We start from the raw sequence: 20,512 nt of genomic DNA, 5'->3' as shown, positions 1-20,512 counted from the left end.
CATTACACTCTGTCGCCGCAGGGCAAAACGGGAACTTCCCTAGACATTCTGATGATTCAGAAAGCTGCATCGCTTGGCCATGGCTTTCAGCTCCTCCTCGCTCCGAAAACCAGACTTGAAGAGAGCCACCAGCTCCTTTGCCAGACCAAGCTCTTCATCCGCACCCGAAACATCAGCGTGATCTCGAAACAGATCTGCAAGCACCTTGCGCAGCAGTGTCAGTCCCTGGGGGCCGATCTCCTGCTCATCATCGAAATAAGTTCCACCCATCAGCGTCCCATCAACCCGCTTCATCTGATGATGATGACACTACGTTCATAAGCTTCGCAACACATTCTTGTTGATTTCCACTGAGAGCTGACCCGGCGCAGCCTGATATTTCCATTGAGAATTCTCGGTGGAAACGCCGGGTCAGCTCTCAGTGGAAACGTATGGCCCGCCCTGTTTGCAAGTTGTTTTTTGATTTCCTGTGCAGTCTGCTTCAACGTATTCGGTCTTACGGTCAGGCCGTAGCCAAGATGGATATCCGCACGCTCAGAGCCACAATAATCAACTCGGTTTCCATGAACCATTTCCACTGCTGGGCTATCCGAACGCCGATCAACTGTCAGGCCATCTCCATTCCACTCGCAAACATCGTAGGCTGCGCTCCTGGCAGCCAGTGACTCAGATTGCCGCTACGCCATAGGCCCGCTCATAGGGCTGCCCCTTGCGCAACACCGCCCAGGCGATACGCGCGAGCTTGTTTGCCAGGGCCACAATCACGACATTGCGCTGGACGCCTCGGGACAACATTGTCCGGAGCCATTGCCCGATTGGCGTGTCACTTTGACTGAGCGTGTGCATTGCCGCTCGCGCGCCGTGGACCAGCAAGGTTCGCAGATAGGTGTTACCGCGCTTTGTTATCCCAAGCAGACGTGCCTTGCCTCCGGTGGTGAACTGTCGTGGCACAAGCCCCAACCATGCTCCGAGATCTCGGGCATGCTTAAAACTACCGGCGTCACCAATTGCGGCAACAAGTGCCGTGGCGTTGAGCACGCCGATGCCGGGAATCGATGTCAGGCGGCGCATCGCGCTGTTCTGCCTGGCGAGTGCTACGAACTCTGCGTTCAACGCCTCGATCTTCTTGTCAAGCATTCGCCATTCGTCCCGCAATTCGATCACCAAGCTGCGGATGCGCGGAGACAGGATCTCATCAGCTTCGGCAAGGAGGCCGTCCAGGGCGCTCTCGAACTTCACGCGGCCTACGGCGAAGATGACACCTCTCTCCAGGAGAACCGCACGGAGCTGGTTGATCAAGGTCGTCCGTTCCGCAACCAGCCGTGAGCGAACCCGATGCAATGTCTGGATATCCAACTGTTCTTGGCTCTTCAGTTCGACAAACCGCATCGTCGGGCGAGATGCAGCCTCTGCAATGCCCTCGGCATCTCTGTCATCATTCTTCTGTGCTTTTACATATGGGTGGACATATTCCGGCGACATCAGCCGGATCTCATGACCTCTCGCGGTAAAGAACCGGCCAAGATGGTGAGCCCCACAGCAAGCCTCCATCGCGATAACGCAGGTTGGCAGCTTCTCGACGAATTCGATCAATGTCTGTCGCCGCATCGTTCGACGGACAACCACAGCGCCGCGGTCATCCACCCCAACAACGCTGCAGCTGTTCTTCCCGATGTCGATACCCAAAATGGAAATATGCATGGCTCGGCTCCTTTCCCTTCAAGAGAAGGACATCATACTCGATGTCCTCGGAAGGGCGGGCCATCCCATAATCAACAGGCCAGTCTTCTGCTGAATAAACATGGCGCGGGTGCGGATATCTTTGCCTGTGACGAGAGTTCCAAGCTTGATCTTGACGAGAACACAACCTCGCAGCTTGCTGTCGATTGCAAGATCGAACAGCGCGCGATCTCGAGGCCGTCCTCCCTGGCCTAGGAAGTAGCGGATCTGCCAGATCTGTTTTTGCTTGGGAGGTTTCTAACCCCAACCGTTCGGCCAGCTTCCAGACAGCACGCCCCAGCGCGGCGGGGATCGTATTGTGCAATACCCATTTGAGTTCTGCTTCGGCCACCATTGGCCACAAGGAAAACGTCCAGCGTACTGAAGTCGATTACTAGCAGTCCGCAGCCGACGCCATAGGGATCGTGTTCGGCTGTTGGCCTGCAGAGGCGTTCATCCGCCACAGCTATCATTGCCGTTTTCGCATTCTGCGTTGAGCAGCTGCATCGGAGCCGTTCCTGAGAGTCCCAGAGCAGCGCTTGCCTTTCGGGGCAGGAAATGCAAAAGAGAATTGCATATTCTCTTTTCGAGGCGGCACAGATGCAAGACATAGATACGCTTATGACGACAATGGACGCCTCCGCGCTCGCAGACCTTGTCCGCCAGAAGCAGGTAGCGCCAATCGATCTTCTAGAGGGGGCTCTATCACGGATAGCCCGGTTGAACCCTTTGCTGAATGCCGTTGTGTCCCTCGATGATCAGCTCGCACGCACGAGAGCAAACGCTGTCGCACAAGACGGACCGTTTCCTGGGGTCCCCACTCTCATCAAGGACGTTCTCCCCTATCCGGGATTTCCGTTGAGCATGGGCGGTGACTTCATTCCGCCGTTCAAGATGCCCGTCGGTTCACCTTACACTGATGCGCTGAACGCCTCAGGTCTTGTGGTGGTCGGCAAGAGTGCGACATCAGAGTTCGGTCTGTTAGGCACCACGGAGTCAATCTGCCGTCCTCCTGTCCGCAATCCTTGGAACCTTAGCCTATCGGCTGGCGGATCCTCGGGGGGAGCGGTTGCCGCGGTTGCTTCAGGCATGGTTCCAATAGCCCATGCATCGGACGGGGGTGGTTCGATCCGAGGACCGTCGTCTTTCTGTGGACTCTTTGGATTCAAGCCCAGCCGGGGAAGAACCGAATCGAACGGCTTGTCCGACGATACGCCGATGGCCATGCTTTTGAGCGAGCATTGTGTCACGCGTTCGGTGCGCGATAGCTTCAGCTGGTTGCAAATGACGGAACGTAGAAGTTGGCAGCTTAAGATGCCTACCCTAGACGCCGTCAGGAAAAATGGGCGAAAGCTTCGGATTGGCTTTTACACTGCCAGCAGTTCTGGTCTCTCTCCTGAGCGAGACGCGGAGGAGGCAGTTATGACGGCAGCTAAGGCATGTGAGGCTCTTGGCCACACTGTCGTTGAAATTGCTCCTCCGAGTGTGGACATGGATGCTGCGGGTGAAGCCTTCTTTGCTCTGGGAGGGGCAATGGTTTCAAACGCGTTGGACTATTTTCGGTCTACATTTGGCGACGCTTTTGCCGAAGATAGATTGGAGCGGTACACGAAGGCGCTGGCGAATCACGGCCGACGGGCGGATGAAACGTCGCTGGCTGGGTTTGCTCAGACCCTTCGGCGCGTGGCGCACGAGCTCGACGCGGCGATAGCTGAACATGATGTTCTTTTGTGCCCCACTGTCCCGTTCCCGGCATTCGAACTCGGGAAGTTCACTGGTGACAAGGACTTCGAGGAACTCAACGCCTTCGTCGTAAGCGTTGCTCGGTATACATTTCTCGCTTCTGTCGCGGGTTGGCCCGCCATGTCTCTTCCGCTATTCTGGAGCAAAGGCGGTCTACCCATCGGGTGCCATTTTGCGGCTGGCCACGGTCAAGATGACGTCCTTTTCTCACTTGCCTTCGAGCTGGAGGACGCACTTCCGTGGCAGCCACGTTTGAAGCAACTTATGGATCACCTTGATGCCGCAGCGCCTTAAAGAAGAGGTCCGAGCACGGATATTGGCCTCAGGCGCGGTCATCTTCGCTAAGAAAGGATATGAGGTCGCTACCCTCGCAGAGGTCGCCAATGCGTGCGGTATAGCGACGAGCAATATCTACAAGTATTTTCCAAACAAGAAAGCGCTGCTGGACGCCATCGTAGCACCTTCAATAGCAGCGCGCCTCCTTCGTCTGATGCGCAAAAGGGTTCGGGAACTAACGACTTTTGAAGCGTGGTCTTCAGCGCAAGACCGGCAATCGAGCTCTGCCGCAGATTTATTGTCATTTTGGATTGATTATAGATTGCAGGTTCTGATCCTTTTCAGACCTCTCGATGGAACCCGATTTTGCAATGTCCGCCCGCGATTTATATATGAGATGGAGCGGCTGGCAATCGAGCTGGTGCTGAGCACCAGAGGACCCAGCGCAGTGACGACAGAGTCCCGTTTTGTTCTCACGGCGTTGTTTGCGAACACAGCTGACGTAATCGTCGCAATACTGGATAGATTTGAAGACCCCGAGCAAATCAGAAAAGCGTTTGCAGCGTTTTGGACCTACCAGCTGGCCGGCCTCCAGGAACTGCTCGGGCCCAGATAGGCCTCAACCGGAAACTAGGACTTGCTGATCTCCGCAGTAGCAGGATGTCCGCATATGGCGCTTTGGGGAAGTGAGAAGCGAACAGTCTGCTCACCGGCGTCGGCCCGAACCGCTTCAACGTCCGGATTGGAGGCGCCAAGCGGCCGTAGCGATACGCGCCTTCGCCTTGAAAGGAATCGAACCGGCGACCTTGTGCGTTGATCGCTAGGCAAATGCCCGAGCTGCTCAACGGCGATGGGTTCTCTTTGAGCATAGCTTTCCGAACCTGCTCGACGTTTGCGTGAAGGAAATCAGAAGCTCCGGATCGCTCTCGACACTTGCTGAAGGTTGAGAAAGGCCTGGTAACGTCGTTCATGGATTGCTGCCACGTCCTGGCCAGCCGGTGTGTAATCCGCGGCAGTCTTGGAGAGGGCTTCCATGGCCTGACGAACATCCGGGTAGACGCCCGCCGCCACGCTTCCAAGGATGGCAGAACCGAGCAGGACAGGCTCTTCGGAAGCAGGCGCCACCACCGGCTTGCCGCAGGCATCCGCCAGGATCTGTCGGACCAGAGGACTTGCACCCGCCCCACCGCTGATGACTACCCGTTCAATTGATGCCCCGGACTTGGCCTGGGTTTCGATGATCTGGCGCAGGCCGTAACCGATACCGCAGAGGCCCGCGATGTAAAGCGCGACGAGATTGTCGAAGTGGCGCTCCATGCCGAGGCCTGCGATCACGGCGCGGGCGTGAGGATCGGCGAAGGGCGCGCGGTTGCCGAGGAATTCCGGAACGACATGCAGGCCGGCTGCGAGCACGACTGCCTCGGAAGCCGTCGACACCTTTTCCGAAGCAGCCTCTGCCATGTATGCCGGAAGTGACTTGCCTGTCTCACGCGCCCTAGACGTCGTCTCGCTTGCTGCCGGATGAAAGGAAAGCAACTGATCGATCGCCGCACCAGCCGCGCTCTGCCCACCCTCGTTCAGCCACATGCCGGGAACCATGGCGGAGTAGTATGGACCCCAGACGCCGGGCACGAAGACCGGCTCGACGGTCGAGGTCATGGTGCAGGACGACGTACCGAAGACGTAAGCCAGGTTCTCGGTGGGTGTGCCGCCAATTCCAACCGTGCCGATCCCGCCGGCATGGGCGTCGATCATGCCGGCTGCCACCGCCGTGCCGGGCTTCAGGCCCATGGCATGGGCTGCCTCTTCGGTCAGGCCGGTGCCCAGACGCGTTCCGGGCTCAACAATCACTGTCCCGATGCGGGCAAATCCCTCCGCCGCCAAGTGGCCAAGGCCAATCTCTTCGAAATAGCTTTCATCCCATCGCGCCTCATGGGCGAGATAGGTCCATTTGCAGGTCACCGTGCAGGTCGAGCGCGACAGATCCCCGGTCGATTTCCAGGTGAGGAAATCGGCGAGATCGAAGAACTGCCACGCGGCGGCAAAGGTGGCAGGGCGGTTTTCCTTGAGCCACAGAATTTTCGGCGTTTCCATTTCGGGCGAGATGCGCCCGCCCACATAACGCAGGACTTCATGGCCCTTGGCATTGATCCGCTCGGCCTGGTCAACAGCGCGATGATCCATCCAGACGATGATGTCGCGCTCGTTTTCCTCGGACGGCCCGACGGCGAGCGGTTGACCGCCCTCCCCCAGCACGACAAGTGAGCAGGTCGCGTCGAAACCAAGCCCAACGACATGGGCCGGTTCGACACCGGCGGACGCGACAACCTCGCGAATGATCGCGCAAACCGAGTTCCAGATTTCGGTGCTCGACTGCTCGACGATAGAGCCCGCCTCGCGGAAAAGCGTGATGTCGCGTTTGGCGACAGCCAGCATGTGACCGTCCAGATCGAAAAGGCCCGCGCGCGCACTGCCGGTCCCGACATCGACGCCGATCACGTAACGCGGGGCACCCTTGGGCAGGCTTAGTGTCTGGGTCATGGTCGCTTGCTCTGCTATCGGATTTGTATCGGCATGCCTGGAACCTGGCCGGCGTCAGAGATCGACGCTGTTCGGCAGGATCACGAGGTCACGAATGGTGACATTGCGCGGCCTGGACAGCATGAAGAGCACGGCATCGGCCACTTCCTTCGGCTGCATCAGGCTGCCATTGGCAAGCGCTTCTTCCATCTTGGCCTTCGGCCAGTCGTCGAGCAGTGCCGTGACAACCGGACCCGGCAGGACCGCACCGACACGCACGCCATGCTGTGCAACCTGACGGCGGGTCGAATGGACGAAGGCCTGGACCGCGAATTTGGACGCCGTGTAGATCGGCTCCCACACGACAGGCACGACACCGGCGATCGAGCTCGTGAACAGGATGTCGCCCGACTTCTGGGCGATCATGTGCGGCAAAACCGCATGTACCGATCGGAAAGCCGCGTTTATATTGAGGTTCAGCATCCGATCCCAGGCATCCGGATCGCCTTCCGCGACCGGACCACCGATATAGGCGCCGGCATTGGCGTGGAAGATGTCGAGACCGCCCGCCAGCTCTAGGATGCGCGGCAGCATGCCGGAAACCGCGGGACCGTCGAACAGGTCGACCACCAGCGGTTTGGCCCGCTCGCCAAGTTCCCCGCACAGTGTCTCGAGCTTGTCCTTGGCGCGGTCGATCAGCACGACCGTCGCCCCTTCGGCAATCAGCGTGCGGGCGCATTCGAGGCCGATGCCCGAGGCGGCACCGGTGATGGCGGCGACCTTGCCCTTCATCAGTTCAGTCATGTTCAAGTCTCCAGTCGTTTGATCAGGCTCGGCCGTGGCTGACACGCGAGCGGCGAGCAAGCGAGTCGACGATGACGGCGATGGCAAGGACGGCACCGGTAATCATGTAGCGCAGCGACGAGCTCAGGTTGAGAAGCGTCAGGCCGTTCGAGATCGCCTGGATGACGATGATGCCGAGCAGGGCCGAATAGGCACTGCCGCGACCGCCAAACAGGCTGGTGCCACCGATGACCGCCGCGGCGATGGCGTTGAGGTTGACGTCACCCGTACCGGCCTGTTGGCTCGACGAAGCGAGGCGTGAGGCCGACAGCGTTCCACCGAGGGCTGCCAGTGTCGAGCAGAGCATGAAGGCGCTCATATAGATCCGGCGGACATTGATGCCGGAGCGGCGGGCGGCTTCGCGATTGCCGCCGACGGCAAACATCGAGCGACCCCACTGCGTCTTGGTCAGAGCATAGTTGAGAACGACGACAAGAAAGACGAAGAGGGCAAACATCCATGGCACGCCGCGCCCGGTATTGAGGTAGAAGACGATGGCCTCCAGCACCACGGTCAATACGCTCGCCTTAACCAGCAGGCTGCTCAACGGCTGCGTGGATAGATTAACGGCCGCACGCCGCCGGCGAATGACCAACCCAGACAGAATGATGATTGCGCCCGGCACGAGTGCCAGCAGGAAGGAGAGCCAGTCCGGCATAACCAGGATCTGGCCGAACCGTACGAGCGGCGATGCATAGGGTAGATTGATGCTGCCTGTCGGACCGAGAATGTAAAGCTGCATGCCGAGCAGAGCCAGAAGGCCCGCCAGCGTCGCGACGAAGCTCGGCATGCCGAGACGGTTGTAGAGCATGGCGTACAGCGCACCGACTGCTGCGCCCGTGACCAGAGCGGCAAAGATGGCAAGCGGCAGCGAAATGCCGGAATTGACCCAGAGAACCCCAATGATCGCAGAGGCGAGGCCACTCATCGAGCCGACTGACAGGTCGATCTCGCCGAGGATCAGGACGCAGACGATACCGAGCGAGATGACGCCGACGGTCGCGCAGTCGAACAGCAGGTTCACCAGATTGTTCGGTGCGAGGAAGATCGGATTGAGGATGCTGAAGACCGTCGATATGACGATCAGGCCGATCGCAACCGGCAGCATGCCGAGATCGCCGGAGCGAACACGGGAAATGAAGGCACGGACCATGCCCGACACGCCTTCGGAATGCCTGACGCGCTCATCGCTGCGGTCGAGTGCGAGCGGTACGGGATTTCTATCATTCGACATTTGAGTGCTCATGCTGGGCTCCCACCGATTTCGGCATGCTCGACGGCCTTGCGGTCGGCGCGGCGCGAAACAGAGTTTTCCGTGGCGCCGGTGATCGAGGCCACGAGTTCGTGGTTGGAGGCGTCAGGGGTGAAGACACCGTTGTTCTTGCCGAGACGCAGAACGACGATCCGGTCGGCAACCGCCCGCACGTCTTCCATGTTGTGGCTGATGATGATGACGCCCAGGCCGCGCTCGCGCACCCGCTCGATGAGGTTCAGGACCTCCGCCGTCTGGGCGACGCCGAGGGCGGCTGTCGGCTCGTCGAGCATGATGATCTTGGGATCCAGCAGCAGGGAACGCGCGATGGCGACCGTCTGGCGCTGGCCGCCGGACAGAGAGGCAATTGGTTCGCGGACCGAGGGGATGCGGGCGGCAAGCTCGCGCAGCAGCGTCCAGGCGCGCACTTCCATCGATACTTCGTCGAGGATCCAGGGCGAGATTTCGTGACCAAGAAAGAGATTGGCGACGACATCTAGGTTTTCGCAAAGCGCCAGGTCCTGGAAGACCGTCGCAATGCCGAGCTCGAGTGCCCGGCTCGGGCTGTCGAGCGACACTTCCTGGCCGCAAAACTCGATCCGCCCGGAGGTCGGCTGATGAACGCCGGCGAGGACCTTGATCAGCGTCGATTTGCCGGCACCATTGTCGCCGACGAGAGCGACCACTTCGCCAGCCTTCACTTCCAGTTCGATGTCCGTCAGGGCGGATACCGCACCGAAGTTCTTCGAGACATTGCTCAGCTTCAAGATGGTCGTGCCCTTCGGGGGCAGACCAATGTCATTTCGTTGCATGACGAGGCGCTCTTCTTTGGGACTGGGATACGCCCGGCCGGAGCAAGCCCCGACCGAGCGCCTTGGGAGATCATTACTGGGTGATGCCGAGCTTCTTGCAACCCTCGGCATATTCACCGGTGCAGACATCTTCGGGCTTCTGGATGCCCTTGTCGAAGATCTCCGCCTTGATGTTCTCTGCGGTGACGACGGCCGGCACGAAGAGCTCGGACGGCGTGTTGTAGAGCGTCGTCTTGGCTTCGACCGTCTCGCCCTTGAGCAGCTTGACGGCAACGTTGGCCGCAGCGGCCGCCACGATTTCCGATGGCTTGGAGATCGTGTTGTACTGGTCGCCCGAGATGATCAACTGGAGGGCGGCGATCGTCGCGTCATTGCCGGTGACCGGCGGAACCGGGTTGACACCCGCTGCCTTGAAAGCGGCAATCGCGCCACCGCCCGTGCCGTCATTGGCGGCGACCACGCCCTTGATATCCGCGCCAAAGCGGGTGATCTGGCCGGCGGCCCATTCCTGCGCCTTCGGCGGAGCCCATTCCGGCGTGTCGAATTCGGCCAACGTCTTGTAGCCGGAGTCCTTCAGGCCGCGATGGATGCCGTCACGGATGAGGCCGGCAGCCGCATCGGTCGGCGAACCATTGATCTGCAGGACGCCCGAACCTTCTGGGACTCCACTCGCCTTCATGTGGTCGACAAGCGACTTGGCGATGGCATGGCCGATGCCTTCGTTGTCGAAGGAGACGTAGTAGTCGGCAGCCTTGTCCGGGATCGGGCGGTCATAAGCGATGACCTTGACGTCCTGGGACTGGGCAATCTCGACGAGAGCGGCAGCGGCAGCGGAATCAACGGGGTCGAGAACGACGACCTTGGCACCCTGGGCGATCACCGAGTTGAACTGCTGCTGCTGGAGCGCGACATCCGCATTGGCGTTCTGATAGATGACGGTGCAGGACGGGCAGAGCTTGGCCATCTCGGCCTTGAATCCCGGATAGTCGTGCTCTTCATAGCGCGTGGATGCCTGGTCGGGCATCAGGAAGGCGACGGTCGCCCCTTCCTGCGCGAGAGCGGAACCGGAAAGCATTGCGGCGAAACCGACGGTCGCCAGCAGCATGGAACGAATTTTCATGTCTCATTCTCCTCCTTGAATGGAACAGCCTGCGTCGAGAGACCACCCCCGGTATTTCGCCTGCACCCCCATCCTGCGTCGCCTGACTTCGGGACGCAGTTGATCGTCCGTCGCCGAACTCTTCGGCGCCGCAAGACATGGGCAATAGCAGAACGCCTCCCGGTCGACCCTCCACAGCCAACCTGTATCATCGATAGAGCACCCTTGCTCAATCGATGAAGCAGAATTGCCACCTTCCCCGTTTGATGTCAAGTTGGCTTTCGCAGGAGGAATTCGTGAATCAGCAACGTCCGCAGAAAAAAACAACGATCTATGATCTGGCAGAGCTTGCCGGAACGTCCGCCAGTGCCGTCAGTGCCGTGCTGAACGGCAACTGGAAGAAGCGTCGGATCAGCACCCAGCTTGCCGAAAAGATCACCCGGATCGCCGAGGAGCAGGGCTATGCCGTCAACATGCAGGCAAGCCTGCTGCGGCGAGAAAAGTCCCGCATCATCGGCATGATCGTACCGAAATACGACAACCGCTATTTCGGCTCGATCGTGGAAACGTTCGAAGTCATGGCGCGAAAGCGCGGCCTGTTTCCGATCATCACCTGCACGCTGCGCGATCCAGACCTGGAGGTGGAGGCCGCGCGCACCATGCTGTCCTATCAGGTCGAATGGTTGATCTCGACGGGCGCCACGGACCCCGACCGGATCACCGACATCTGCCATGCTGCCGGCGCGCACAGCCTCAATCTCGATCTTCCGGGAACCAAGGCCACATCGATCATCTCCGACAATTTCGCCGGCGCGCGCGAACTGACGAGGCGTACCCTTCTCAACCATCAGCGCAAGACGGGCGACATGTCGCCGCTCCTGTTCATCGGCGGGCGCGGCTCCGATCACAACACCGCAGAGCGTATCCGCGGTTTTCGGATGGCGCATGAAGACCTCGGCGTTCCCATCGAAGAACACCACATTCTCGCCTGTGGCTACGCGCCTGAGAAGGCCGGTCATGCCCTCAGTGCCATGGCAACGACGGAAGGCAGCGTGCCGCGCGGCATGTTCGTTAATTCCACCATTTCGCTGGAAGGTGTCATGCGCTGGATCAAGTCGTCGCCGCAGTTCGACGGAGCCACGCCAATCATCGGCTGCTTCGACTGGGATCCCTTCGTTGCTCTACTCGGGCACGACATCGAAATGGCCCGCCAAGATGTGCCGGGCATGCTGACGGCTGCCTTCGACATCGTCGAGAAGGGAAGCAGCGACATCGGGAAGCTAATCGAGATCCCGCCCATCTTTGCTTAAGCCTACCACGCTGGCAGGCCTTAGGTGCCAGAAAGTGCTTGATGCCGGTCTTGAGCGGGATCGAACCTACGACCTCGCAGTTGTTCCGCGTCGATCTCATCCCAACTCTTAGAGACGTCAGAGACTTAGAAATCCTCGTCCTCGGTCGCCAGTGCCTTGTCAATGACATAGGAGGGCCGTCTCGAGGCTCGAGCAGACTACTACCCTGTTGCCTCCTCACCCGGCCCAAATGATGGGACATCAACCGAATTTGAAAGTCCATACGAATTTCACGACCGCTATGGGCAAAACCGGCCGAAAGCTTCGCGCGTGCGAGAGATCAACGCGATCATGGGTCCGGCTGGGGCCAGCGCTCTAAAGCTTCACGGCCAGCGCCAGTCAAGCCGTAGACGCCTCTGTCGAGACGCTCGAACCACCCGTAAACATTGGAGAGCAATATCTTGCCTGCGTCTGGTATGGCGGTTCTGAGATCGCGAACACGCGACGGTCCGACAGAAAGAATTGCCGCGCAGGCGAGTGCCTGCTGGCGATATGCCGTCATCACAGGGATTCGGGTACTTCCACCGAGCGCAGGATCGCCACGTCTTTTCTGGTGCTCGCGCAGGAGCCGTGAACGCCGCTTCGGATTGGTCCGCGGCATGGGTGATACGGATCCGACAATTACGCTGACTTCGCCGTCACCGGAAACGCCGAGCATGCCGATCCCGAGCCGGCGACAGAGGTCGCGATAGCGCTTGTCCGCTTCCCGTCCCTTGCCTTTGGCAGAGAACTTCGCCGCAATCCAAACCTCATCGGAAATGGCGGCCCGGTCGACCGCCTGAAGAACGAGTTCCAGATTGAAGCTCATCTTGAGTTCACAGATGATAACGACGGGCGGTTCGCCTTCGCTCAGTCCAACGAGATCGCAGCCGCCGACCTCACCTTTAACGACATAGCCAAATGTCTCGAGAAAGGCTTTAACCGGCAGATAAAGGGATGTTTCCATAAATTTGCGCATCGCAGTCGAGAATCGTTCTGCAAGCATACAACGATGTTTCGTGGAGAGCAGTTTATCCTGACTGTCGCTGCGACATGGTGCGGCTCCGCAGTTATCGCTGACACCGGTTTTCCTACGTGCTCGGAAGGCTCGGATTAGAGGACCGAAGAAATTCAACCACGCTAGAACGGACTGGCGTTCAGGCCAGCTTTGGGCCGAAAGGCGATCTTCACTTCCATGCGCCAAGGTCACCAACACCGCACCGAAGGCAGCTGCCCTCGGCGCGGCATGACACCCGCTACGCCGACTTCAGCCGCTGCATCTCCTCGGCGAGCGTCCAGAGCGCCCGGTTCAATCCAACATTCTGGTCGATCCCCTTGATCGGCCGGGTACGGCTGCGCCGAACCTGCCCATCGGCCGTCTGACGCCGGTCCGGCAATCCGCCGCGAATGAGGTTCTCCTGGATGACGTTGAAGCTCGTCCACAGGCTTTGGCCGACATCTTCCTTCCGCCGCGGCGTGACGATCTGATCGGCGCGAAGCGGGCTCTTCTCCTCGCCATAGCGGGCAATCAGGCTGGCCGTCGCCAGAACCGTCTGCTCGTCCTTCGAGAGCCTGGTTTCCTTCATCTCCTCGGCGGCGTCGATCAGCCGCGGAAAGTCCTTGGCCACCGTATGGACGCCCTCGATGCGCGGGTCCTCGATACCGCCCTTGTGCGACACGCGCACCTCCTCGAACCGGTCGCCGGCAATCATGCTGTTGGTGCAGACGAAACGTAGCATTCCGGCAAACATCTGATAGGCGCTGGTGCCGTCATGGCTGTTGACGATGATCACCTCGGCCTCGGCCTCAGCCTCAGCCTCAGCCTCAGCCGCCTCCGGCTTATCCATCCCGTCGTCCCGCCGCAGCCGCAGCATATGCTTGGCATGACCAAGACGGCCCCCGTCGGGGGAGCACGGCCTGCACGGCAAAGAAGGGAAACCATCCTTCCCTCCTCAATTGCTCGACGATGTCGATCGCCGGCACATAGACATAGCGCTCGGAGCGGCTGTCATGCAGCTCACGGGCAAAGATCGAGGGCACGTGACGAAAGAGCGCCTCATTGTCGAGCGCCTCGCGGCCGCTGATCTGGTGGGCGGAGCGGGCAAAGCGGGTGGCCAATTGATAGGTCATGCTGTTCATCCTCCGTGGGGACTGGGTTGGAGCGCTACGCTGCGCTGCAGCCCTGGCCGTCGCCGAGACCGGGGGGTGCAAGGGCGGAAGGGCCGGAGGGGGATCGCCCGGCCTGCACGAACCGAAGGAGAGGAAGGTCGGGGATACCGGCTCCTTCGAGAGCCAAGCGATCCCTTGGCACCGCGCCGTGGGGAGTCCCCCAAGCCCTGCCCGGCAAAAAGACGGGCAAAGACAAAGCCGGCAGCCTTGCTGCCGTCCAAGCCGGAAGGTCACCATCAAGGTGACCGTTGTCAGCAAACAGGAAAATGGGCATACCAGCTGCAGCGGGCCAGGCCCGCGAAAGCCGTTCGCCACCCGCAAGACCGGTTAAAAGGGTTGCCGCAGGAGCCTCAGCATAGCGCCGGCCGAAGGCCGGGAGGCGGGACCGACAGCCCCCGGCGCGCGGGACCATATGAGGTCCCGTCAGGGACCGCCCTCCCCCATCCAGGCTCGGCCTCACCTTCCCGGCCGCGCAAGCGATCGTGCGATGTCAATGATGTCGTCACGCGCCGCCGTCGGATCCTCCTTGTTCCACGCAACCCCAAGCCCGATCTTGAAATCGATCCCGCGCACCTTCTTCAGCACGATATCGCGATCGGGAAGCTCGGCCGTCCATTCCGGGGCAAAGCCGACACCGAGACCGGCCGACACCAGCGAGATCAGCGCGAAGGTGTCGTCGCAGGTGTAAGCGACATTGCCCGCCAGATCATGTTCCTCGAACTTCTCGGCAAAGTACCGCTCCGTATAGGAGAGGTTCTGCCGCCGGAAACCGATGATCTTCTGGTCGCGCAGATCTGGTACCGACACCTCGTCGAGATCAGCCAGCGGATTGTCACGGGCCACCGCCAGCAGATAGCGCTCATGGGCAATGGAGAAAAAGCGCAGCGATCCGATATTCTCGACGGGGCGGATGAAGCCGAGGTTGATGCGGCCGCATTCCAGCTGGCGCATGATGTCGCTGGTCGAGCCATTGGAGACATGCAGGCGGATGTCGGGATATTTCCGGCCGATGCGTGAGAGAAAGGCCGGCAGCACACCGGTGGTTGCCGGATAGATCGTACCAATCCTGATCTCGCGCACCGTCTTGCCGGCAACAGATCGTGCCATCTCGGCCGAGAGTTCCAGATCACTCAGCATCCTGACGCAGCGATCGTAGAACACCTCCCCTGCCCTGGTCAGTTCCACCCGCCTCGTCGAGCGCAACAGCAGTTGCACGCCCAGAGACTTCTCCAGCGCCTGGACCTGGGTGCTGAGCGCTGGCTGGGCGATGTTCACCCGCATGGCGGCACGTCCGAAGTGCAGCTCCTCGGCGACGGCCACGAAGTAGGAAAGCTGGCGGATTTCCATGGCCCCTCGGTCGCCCTTTTCCAAAAACGGGCGCGGCTGAAGACAAAGCTTTACGGGGAAATTAATAGCATATCTGTATAGAATAGCCAGTTATTTAATTCGCGAAGCATTGGTCAATATGCGGGAATGACACCTCGCGATCTGTTGGCTTGGAACGTAAGAAAACTGAGGGTCGAGCGCGGCCTTTCTCAGGAGCGCCTTGCTTTGGAAGCACAATTGGAGCGAGTCTCCGTCTCTCAAATCGAGCGCAAACAGGTGAACCTAGGAATTGATTCCCTAGGGAAAATTGCGACAGCGCTGGCGTGCTCAATCACAGACTTGTTTCAGGTGCCAACCGCCGGTGAAGAAATGCCGCCGAACCTGCGCCCCGGACGCAAACCCTGAGGGTGCTGTGCGGGATATTTGCCATTCAAAAAGAGACCCGAACATAGGTGCTTGGTCGCCTTGATGGGAATAGAGCCTATAACCCGTGGCCTATTAACGTATCTATCTGATTCTTTGGAGAAATCGCCTATCACGCCGCGCCATGTGTCGCAGCTGCCTGTGAATAGCGAGCCGTCAACAGCTAGGTTCGCTCAGCCGGGCGTATCAGATCAATTGCCAAAATATATCCCCGCTATATCGACTAACTTCGTATTGAGCGGGGGCAATGCCAGTTTAGATGATGATGAACACCGATAATGTTCTCCAAATTGCATCTGATCGACTCCCACTTTCAAGATTTTCAGTACTTAGAAACTGCTGGAATCGCCTCTCAAAGGCCTAATCATTTCGCGATAGGCATATTCGATTAGATCTCGAACAAGTTCGAGCAGCCCGTTCCATGGCAGACCGTCAAATGGATCTCCATGCGCAAGCCCATTGCGAATGCTGGCCAATGTCGTTTGCTCCGGCCTGCCGTACTTCTTTCGATCTTCACGGGCCTCATCGCCTTCGAACAGTATGGTCTTCACAGATCCACCATACAATCGCGTAAACGGCAGAGCGTCATCGGTAAGATGGTCTTCCTTGACGAGGTAGCGCAGCAACGCATCTAGCATCGGGCGTTTGCTCGACAGCCGGCCGGCATAACGGTCCTTTAATGCCAGCTCTAGCGCCGTAATCGCGACCATCTCGCCTGCTTTGATGAGGTCGAAGTCGAGCCAGCTCAAAGCGTAAAGCCGTTGAGCGCGGCTATATTTCGCAGAAACGATCTGAGGCACGTGCGGATCAAGGCTCCGCTCCTCAAGAAACGAAAGCCAGGCATTCGGCGAGCCAAACTCAAGAAGCGCGGCTGGCGTCTGTTTCGTTGCCCATGGAACGACGAAAGGCGTCGACCGTCTCACGCTGGCTAAGATGTCTGGCTCGATCATCGCGTGTTTGCTCCGTATTTCGGCCCACCGGTCGAACTGCCGCTCACACTTACGCTCTCGACCATTGCCGGATCCTCTTGGAAACGATGTCGAATGGCAATATCGCTAAAAGCGAACCTTGTTCCATCGGTGACTAGCTCTGTGGGCCGGCTGGTAATTCGGCCTCGAAATGCAATGAATTCTTCCCCTGCTCTCCCATTGGGTTCCTAAGTAGGTGTAATCCTGGCAATACCAGAAGATCAGGGCTTCCGCATCGCCCACATATTTTCAATCGACCCCGCTATGGTCCGCCGGATGACTTTCTCGAATATTTGGCAATCATCACGGCGAATGATCGCAACCGAGCCTCTACAATCATGCTCTACCTGTCGCCAAACGGGCGACGAATCGCCCGTCATCCTTCGGAGCCAATTCTTAGGCTGGCGGATCACCTGCCCGCTTTGCGGAGGGACATTACAGACGATTGGCGGCCGTGACGGCCCCACTCCCTTCGCCGGCTATCACCATGCAGCTCTGATGGGGGAAGAAACGCTAGAAAGCGAGGCTGAGCATGGTGTCCAAAACTGGGTATCGCCGAGTGAGATTGCCCGTCTCCTAGTAATGCGGCGCGTTCCAAAGTCGCTGCCCGGTTACGAACCGTCCGGATATAGGGTACTCGGTGTCATTATCCCTGATCTCGATGAAGTTATGCAGATGGAAAACAGCAAACTTCCGAGTCCGGCAAGTCCGATCGTACCCATGTATTTGCGCCCTGCCCTCTTGGCAGGTGTGGCCATTGCCCAGAATGCCGGCCCGAAATGCTTCGCATGCTGAGTGGCCATATGATGGGTGAGAATAAAGCCCGCTTCGACCGCGCTATAGAAGAGATATCAAACTGTTCGCGTCAGTCACTTGGTTCGTCACAGTTGCACTTCATCTGAGATTCCCCGCCGATCGAATCTCAAATTAAGTTCCAAACGGAAAACAACTGCGGCAATCTTTACGGTTAACTACCAAACGACAACAATCTCCTATTGGACAGCGGATTTGGGATTTTCGAACGGAACTTCGCCACTTAAGGTTAGGTGTTTCGCAAGGGGAAAAGCGTTCGCCAGTCTGGATGGTAAACGCAAGATCCCGCGGGAAGCGGCGCATTCACGGGATTAAATCCCAAGTAACAATTGTATAGATTTTTCGAAGCGAGCCCGTCTGGATCGACTTCCGTATCACAGGTGCAAGCCATGCCGACATTAGCCGGATCCAATATACCATCACCCAAGTCCTGGGACGAATTCGAGGATATCGCCCTGTCGGCGGCAAAGCTGAGGTGGAAGTCCTCGAACTTCTTCAGGCACGGCCGAGGCGGCCAGCGGCAGGATGGCGTTGATGTCTACGGCACTTTGCCCGACGGCAAGCAAATTGGCCTTCAGGGAAAGAACACGATCAGCGGAGTGAGCCAGAAAACGGTATCGGCGGAAGTTTTGGCGGCGGAGTCCTTTCAGCCGCCATTAGACGAACTTTACATCGTAACGACAGCCAAACGCGACGCTCCCACTCAAAAGGCTGTCCGAATGCTATCAGCCGCGCGTGCAAAGGTCGGCAAATTCACCGTCGACATTCTCTTCTGGGACGACATCGTCCAAGACCTCCTACTTGATCTTGCCATTTTCCGAAAACACTACCCGGAGCTGGTCCCTGTGCGGGACAGCGTCAAAGAGCATGATCAGGCGCTCGCTGAAGAACTTTTGGCGCTCCTGCCGTCCAATGGCATTATCAATTTCCTGGACCAGAATAACATGGCGGGGTTCGCCTTCCCTTATGCGAAGTTCGATCCTCTGCGAGATTTCGCCTATGATTGGGACAAGCCTGAAAAGGAATTCATCGATCCCGAGCTTGAGGAGGCCAAATCAGCCCTCCGCAAGAAGATCGACGAATATGTCGGAATGCTTTCGCTTGAGACCTATCCGACAGAGAGAAACGTTGATTTTCACACGGTGCCGCCCGAATGGGAGATAGATCAGCCAGAACGCTTCTGGAAGGTGGTGAACCGGTTTCATGACTTGGCCGGAGAAGTCGTAGAACAGCACCGCGTCTTCGTCCGCACGGTGAAGAGGGTCCTTATCGGAACACCAAAGGCAAGAAGCAAAGCTCCAGGGAAAAACCGGAAACCGGAAAAATAATATCGGAAGCGTGAAAGTCATCAGTCGCGCTCGAAGAGCAGGTTTCTTTGCTGTCCGGGGCGGACTTTTGGACGACTGTTGCCATCGAACGTCTTGCCGGGCAAAAAAATAAGGTCACTGACGGATCAAATGGGGCTCGTGGTGGTGGGTCCTTCGTTGGCGGCGTCAAATCTGCATGCTTCCCAGCCGCTATCGGACTTGGCGCCACATGGAACCCGGATCTTGTCAGGCAGATGTGCGTAGCGTTGGCCGACGAGGCCAAGAGTAAGGGCGCGCGCGTTCTCGACCGACAAGGAAGCCAAGGAACGAATTGGAGCCACCGGGTACGGCAAATCGCGCCCGCGCAGCCGGCCACTCATGAATTCCTAGATAACCGGGTCACCCTCGAGACCGATCCCACCTCCGACCACGTGGTGGGAGCAACCTGCGGGTAAACTGGCTCAAAAAGGTTGTCAGGCGCACTACTACGATTTGGCGAATTGGCAGCGGAGATCATTCCTCATAGTCTTCTTCTTCGAAAACATCTACGTCGCCGAGGTCGATCTCCTCGTAGTCGAATTCGAACTCGCAGTCCGCCAATTCAACTTCAGGCTCTTCAGATCCGAGACCGTGAAGCCGAATGGAAAGAACGGCTCTCGCGTCAATGTCCCGCTCGACCTCAACAGACCTCCCGCCCATTCCGACCGCTTCTCTATCGACGCTATCCCAGACCGAGAACGAGAGCTCGATCGGCACCTTGACAGTCAGAAGCATTGGAAAGCTCAGAGTCACCGGCGTGATACCGTTTTCCTCATCGCCGAGTTCAATGATGTCGATCTCGTCTCGATCCGGCCAAATCACTTCCTTCAGTTCGCCGGCGTAGGCGTCCGCTTCCATCTCCCCGGAGGTTGCGTTTCCGGTGACGGAGAAATCGACGCGCTCGATCTCATTCGACAGGAAGCCTCGCACCTCCCCCCGGCCATCCTGCCCTTCCTCCAACCAGGTCTGAACTGTTTCCTTCAGAACAACCGGCGGCGCGTTGATTAGATCAAGCGCCCGCTCGAGTTCCGGAAGGAGATGCAGACGCTCGGATCGCTCGCATGACTTTCGCCAGTCGCCATCCTTGGAAACCACCAAGAAGTGCGTATTTCGCCGTTCAGCTTCGACTTCGAGCGCCGACAGCGCAATCGCGTCTGGAAATTCGTTTTTCTTGGCACCTGAACCAAACGGTGGATTGCCGGCGAAATAATCGTCGAATACTTTCCGCATATTGGCGAGCGCTGGATCGTCAACGATTTCGCATCCCGTCTCAGCCACGTATTCCGCGAAGCGGCGGGTTGCGGCCGCCACCGCCGTCTGTCCTCCCGATACAATATGGAGCAGTTCGTCGCGGCCCGGTTTCTTTGTATCGAAAGCCGCCAGCGCGTCACCAAGCGCCTTGCGGGTTGCCACAAGTGCTTTTTCCGCGTCTTTCACAAGATGATCGGTGAATTCCTTTGCGACAGTTTCCGAAAGCAAAAAGCGGAACTTTCGATGCTTCAGTTTCCCAACCGCCTGCAGAGCAGGAGCTGATAGCTGGCCACCTTTTTCGTCAAAGATATTCGTGTCAAAAGACATCGCGGTTATCACACCGTCCGCGAGAAGCTTCGACAGAACTTCGTCTTCTGTAATCGGCATGTTCTTGGGTCCAATCGAGGCCTTCTACGAACATTACCCGAGAGCCCTAGTCAACTCAGATGCCCATGAAACTTCACGGAACATCTTAACATTAATCGGCGGAGCCCGCGGTACAGGCTTCGTTGGGGGCGGCCGGCAGATCCCGACGAAGCTAGGGTGCATGTTTCGCCTCTTTCAACCTGCCGCGGTGCTGTCGTGCTAGAGCGAAGTTCGCGGAGCACGTGTCGGCTACGGCAT

General features: G+C 58.5%; 16 protein-coding genes and 2 pseudogenes. 6 read left to right on the top strand and 12 right to left on the bottom strand.

The window, feature by feature from the left end:
- Positions 1-39: 39 nt before the first annotated feature.
- Together AC07Y0_RS24425 and AC07Y0_RS24420 are read right to left on the bottom strand one after the other, a co-directional pair.
- The gene (locus AC07Y0_RS24425) at positions 40-294 is read right to left on the bottom strand and encodes a hypothetical protein (RefSeq protein WP_498680367.1); all 255 of its coding nucleotides are present in this window, start codon (positions 292-294) and stop codon (positions 40-42) included.
- A gap of 372 nt (positions 295-666) precedes the next feature.
- Positions 667-1,701, bottom strand: coding sequence for an IS110 family RNA-guided transposase (locus tag AC07Y0_RS24420; RefSeq protein WP_498680366.1), 1,035 nt, complete (start codon positions 1,699-1,701; stop codon positions 667-669).
- Positions 1,702-2,277: 576 nt separating this feature from the next.
- Here AC07Y0_RS24420 and AC07Y0_RS24415 point away from each other — a divergent pair.
- Both AC07Y0_RS24415 and AC07Y0_RS24410 read left to right on the top strand, forming a co-directional pair.
- Positions 2,278-3,756, top strand: coding sequence for an amidase (locus AC07Y0_RS24415; protein ID WP_498680365.1), 1,479 nt, complete (start codon positions 2,278-2,280; stop codon positions 3,754-3,756).
- Complete coding sequence (locus AC07Y0_RS24410; protein ID WP_498680364.1) at positions 3,740-4,354, top strand: TetR/AcrR family transcriptional regulator; 615 nt, start codon at positions 3,740-3,742, stop codon at positions 4,352-4,354. The genes AC07Y0_RS24415 and AC07Y0_RS24410 overlap by 17 nt, the downstream gene beginning before the upstream one ends.
- Positions 4,355-4,644: 290 nt before the next feature.
- On the opposite strand, the gene AC07Y0_RS24405 is transcribed toward AC07Y0_RS24410, so the two are convergent.
- From AC07Y0_RS24405 to AC07Y0_RS24385, 5 genes are all read right to left on the bottom strand, one after another.
- Positions 4,645-6,279, bottom strand: coding sequence for an FGGY-family carbohydrate kinase (locus AC07Y0_RS24405; RefSeq protein ID WP_498680363.1), 1,635 nt, complete (start codon positions 6,277-6,279; stop codon positions 4,645-4,647).
- Between the two features lie 54 nt (positions 6,280-6,333).
- Positions 6,334-7,062 carry an SDR family oxidoreductase gene (locus AC07Y0_RS24400; protein ID WP_498680362.1) on the bottom strand — a complete coding sequence of 243 codons (729 nt, stop codon included), beginning with the start codon at positions 7,060-7,062 and terminating at the stop codon, positions 6,334-6,336.
- A gap of 22 nt (positions 7,063-7,084) precedes the next feature.
- The gene (locus AC07Y0_RS24395) at positions 7,085-8,335 is read right to left on the bottom strand and encodes a sugar ABC transporter permease (RefSeq protein ID WP_498680361.1); all 1,251 of its coding nucleotides are present in this window, start codon (positions 8,333-8,335) and stop codon (positions 7,085-7,087) included.
- An 8-nt stretch (positions 8,336-8,343) separates the two neighbouring features.
- Positions 8,344-9,165: an ATP-binding cassette domain-containing protein gene (locus tag AC07Y0_RS24390; protein ID WP_498680360.1), complete on the bottom strand. Its 822-nt coding sequence runs from the start codon at positions 9,163-9,165 to the stop codon at positions 8,344-8,346.
- 73 nt (positions 9,166-9,238) lie between these two features.
- The gene (locus tag AC07Y0_RS24385) at positions 9,239-10,285 is read right to left on the bottom strand and encodes an ABC transporter substrate-binding protein (protein WP_498680359.1); all 1,047 of its coding nucleotides are present in this window, start codon (positions 10,283-10,285) and stop codon (positions 9,239-9,241) included.
- Positions 10,286-10,560: 275 nt separating this feature from the next.
- Here AC07Y0_RS24385 and AC07Y0_RS24380 point away from each other — a divergent pair, with 275 nt between their 5' ends.
- Positions 10,561-11,574: a LacI family DNA-binding transcriptional regulator gene (locus tag AC07Y0_RS24380; RefSeq protein ID WP_498680358.1), complete on the top strand. Its 1,014-nt coding sequence runs from the start codon at positions 10,561-10,563 to the stop codon at positions 11,572-11,574.
- A gap of 328 nt (positions 11,575-11,902) precedes the next feature.
- On the opposite strand, the gene AC07Y0_RS24375 is transcribed toward AC07Y0_RS24380, so the two are convergent.
- The 3 genes and pseudogenes from AC07Y0_RS24375 to AC07Y0_RS24365 all read right to left on the bottom strand — a co-directional run bounded on the left by AC07Y0_RS24375 (position 11,903) and on the right by AC07Y0_RS24365 (position 15,108).
- Positions 11,903-12,559, bottom strand: coding sequence for a DUF2161 domain-containing phosphodiesterase (locus AC07Y0_RS24375; protein ID WP_498680538.1), 657 nt, complete (start codon positions 12,557-12,559; stop codon positions 11,903-11,905).
- 289 nt (positions 12,560-12,848) lie between these two features.
- A pseudogene (locus tag AC07Y0_RS24370) lies at positions 12,849-13,722 on the bottom strand (DUF932 domain-containing protein).
- Positions 13,723-14,217: 495 nt separating this feature from the next.
- Positions 14,218-15,108, bottom strand: coding sequence for a LysR family transcriptional regulator (locus tag AC07Y0_RS24365; RefSeq protein ID WP_498680357.1), 891 nt, complete (start codon positions 15,106-15,108; stop codon positions 14,218-14,220).
- Between the two features lie 126 nt (positions 15,109-15,234).
- Here AC07Y0_RS24365 and AC07Y0_RS24360 point away from each other — a divergent pair, with 126 nt between their 5' ends.
- Entirely contained in the window at positions 15,235-15,492 is a 258-nt protein-coding gene (locus AC07Y0_RS24360; RefSeq protein WP_498680356.1) for a helix-turn-helix domain-containing protein, read from the top strand.
- Positions 15,493-15,839: 347 nt separating this feature from the next.
- On the opposite strand, the gene AC07Y0_RS24355 is transcribed toward AC07Y0_RS24360, so the two are convergent.
- Positions 15,840-16,460 (bottom strand): hypothetical protein, encoded by a 621-nt coding sequence (locus AC07Y0_RS24355; RefSeq protein WP_498680355.1) that lies wholly within the window; start codon positions 16,458-16,460, stop codon positions 15,840-15,842.
- Positions 16,461-17,680: 1,220 nt separating this feature from the next.
- Between AC07Y0_RS24355 and AC07Y0_RS24350 the strand changes: the two genes are divergently transcribed.
- Together AC07Y0_RS24350 and AC07Y0_RS24345 are read left to right on the top strand one after the other, a co-directional pair.
- Positions 17,681-18,619, top strand: a complete 939-nt coding sequence (locus AC07Y0_RS24350; RefSeq protein WP_498680354.1) for a hypothetical protein — start codon at positions 17,681-17,683, stop codon at positions 18,617-18,619.
- 47 nt (positions 18,620-18,666) lie between these two features.
- Positions 18,667-18,933: pseudogene (locus AC07Y0_RS24345) on the top strand (beta-glucosidase); the annotation flags it as partial.
- 178 nt (positions 18,934-19,111) lie between these two features.
- Here the strand turns inward: AC07Y0_RS24345 and AC07Y0_RS24340 are convergent.
- Positions 19,112-20,275 (bottom strand): PIN domain-containing protein, encoded by a 1,164-nt coding sequence (locus tag AC07Y0_RS24340; RefSeq protein WP_498680353.1) that lies wholly within the window; start codon positions 20,273-20,275, stop codon positions 19,112-19,114.
- Positions 20,276-20,512 lie beyond the last annotated feature (237 nt).

It is taken from the genome of Allorhizobium sp. GW101-3B10 (assembly GCF_059424725.1).
This window is presented reverse-complemented; position numbering and strand designations above follow the sequence as displayed.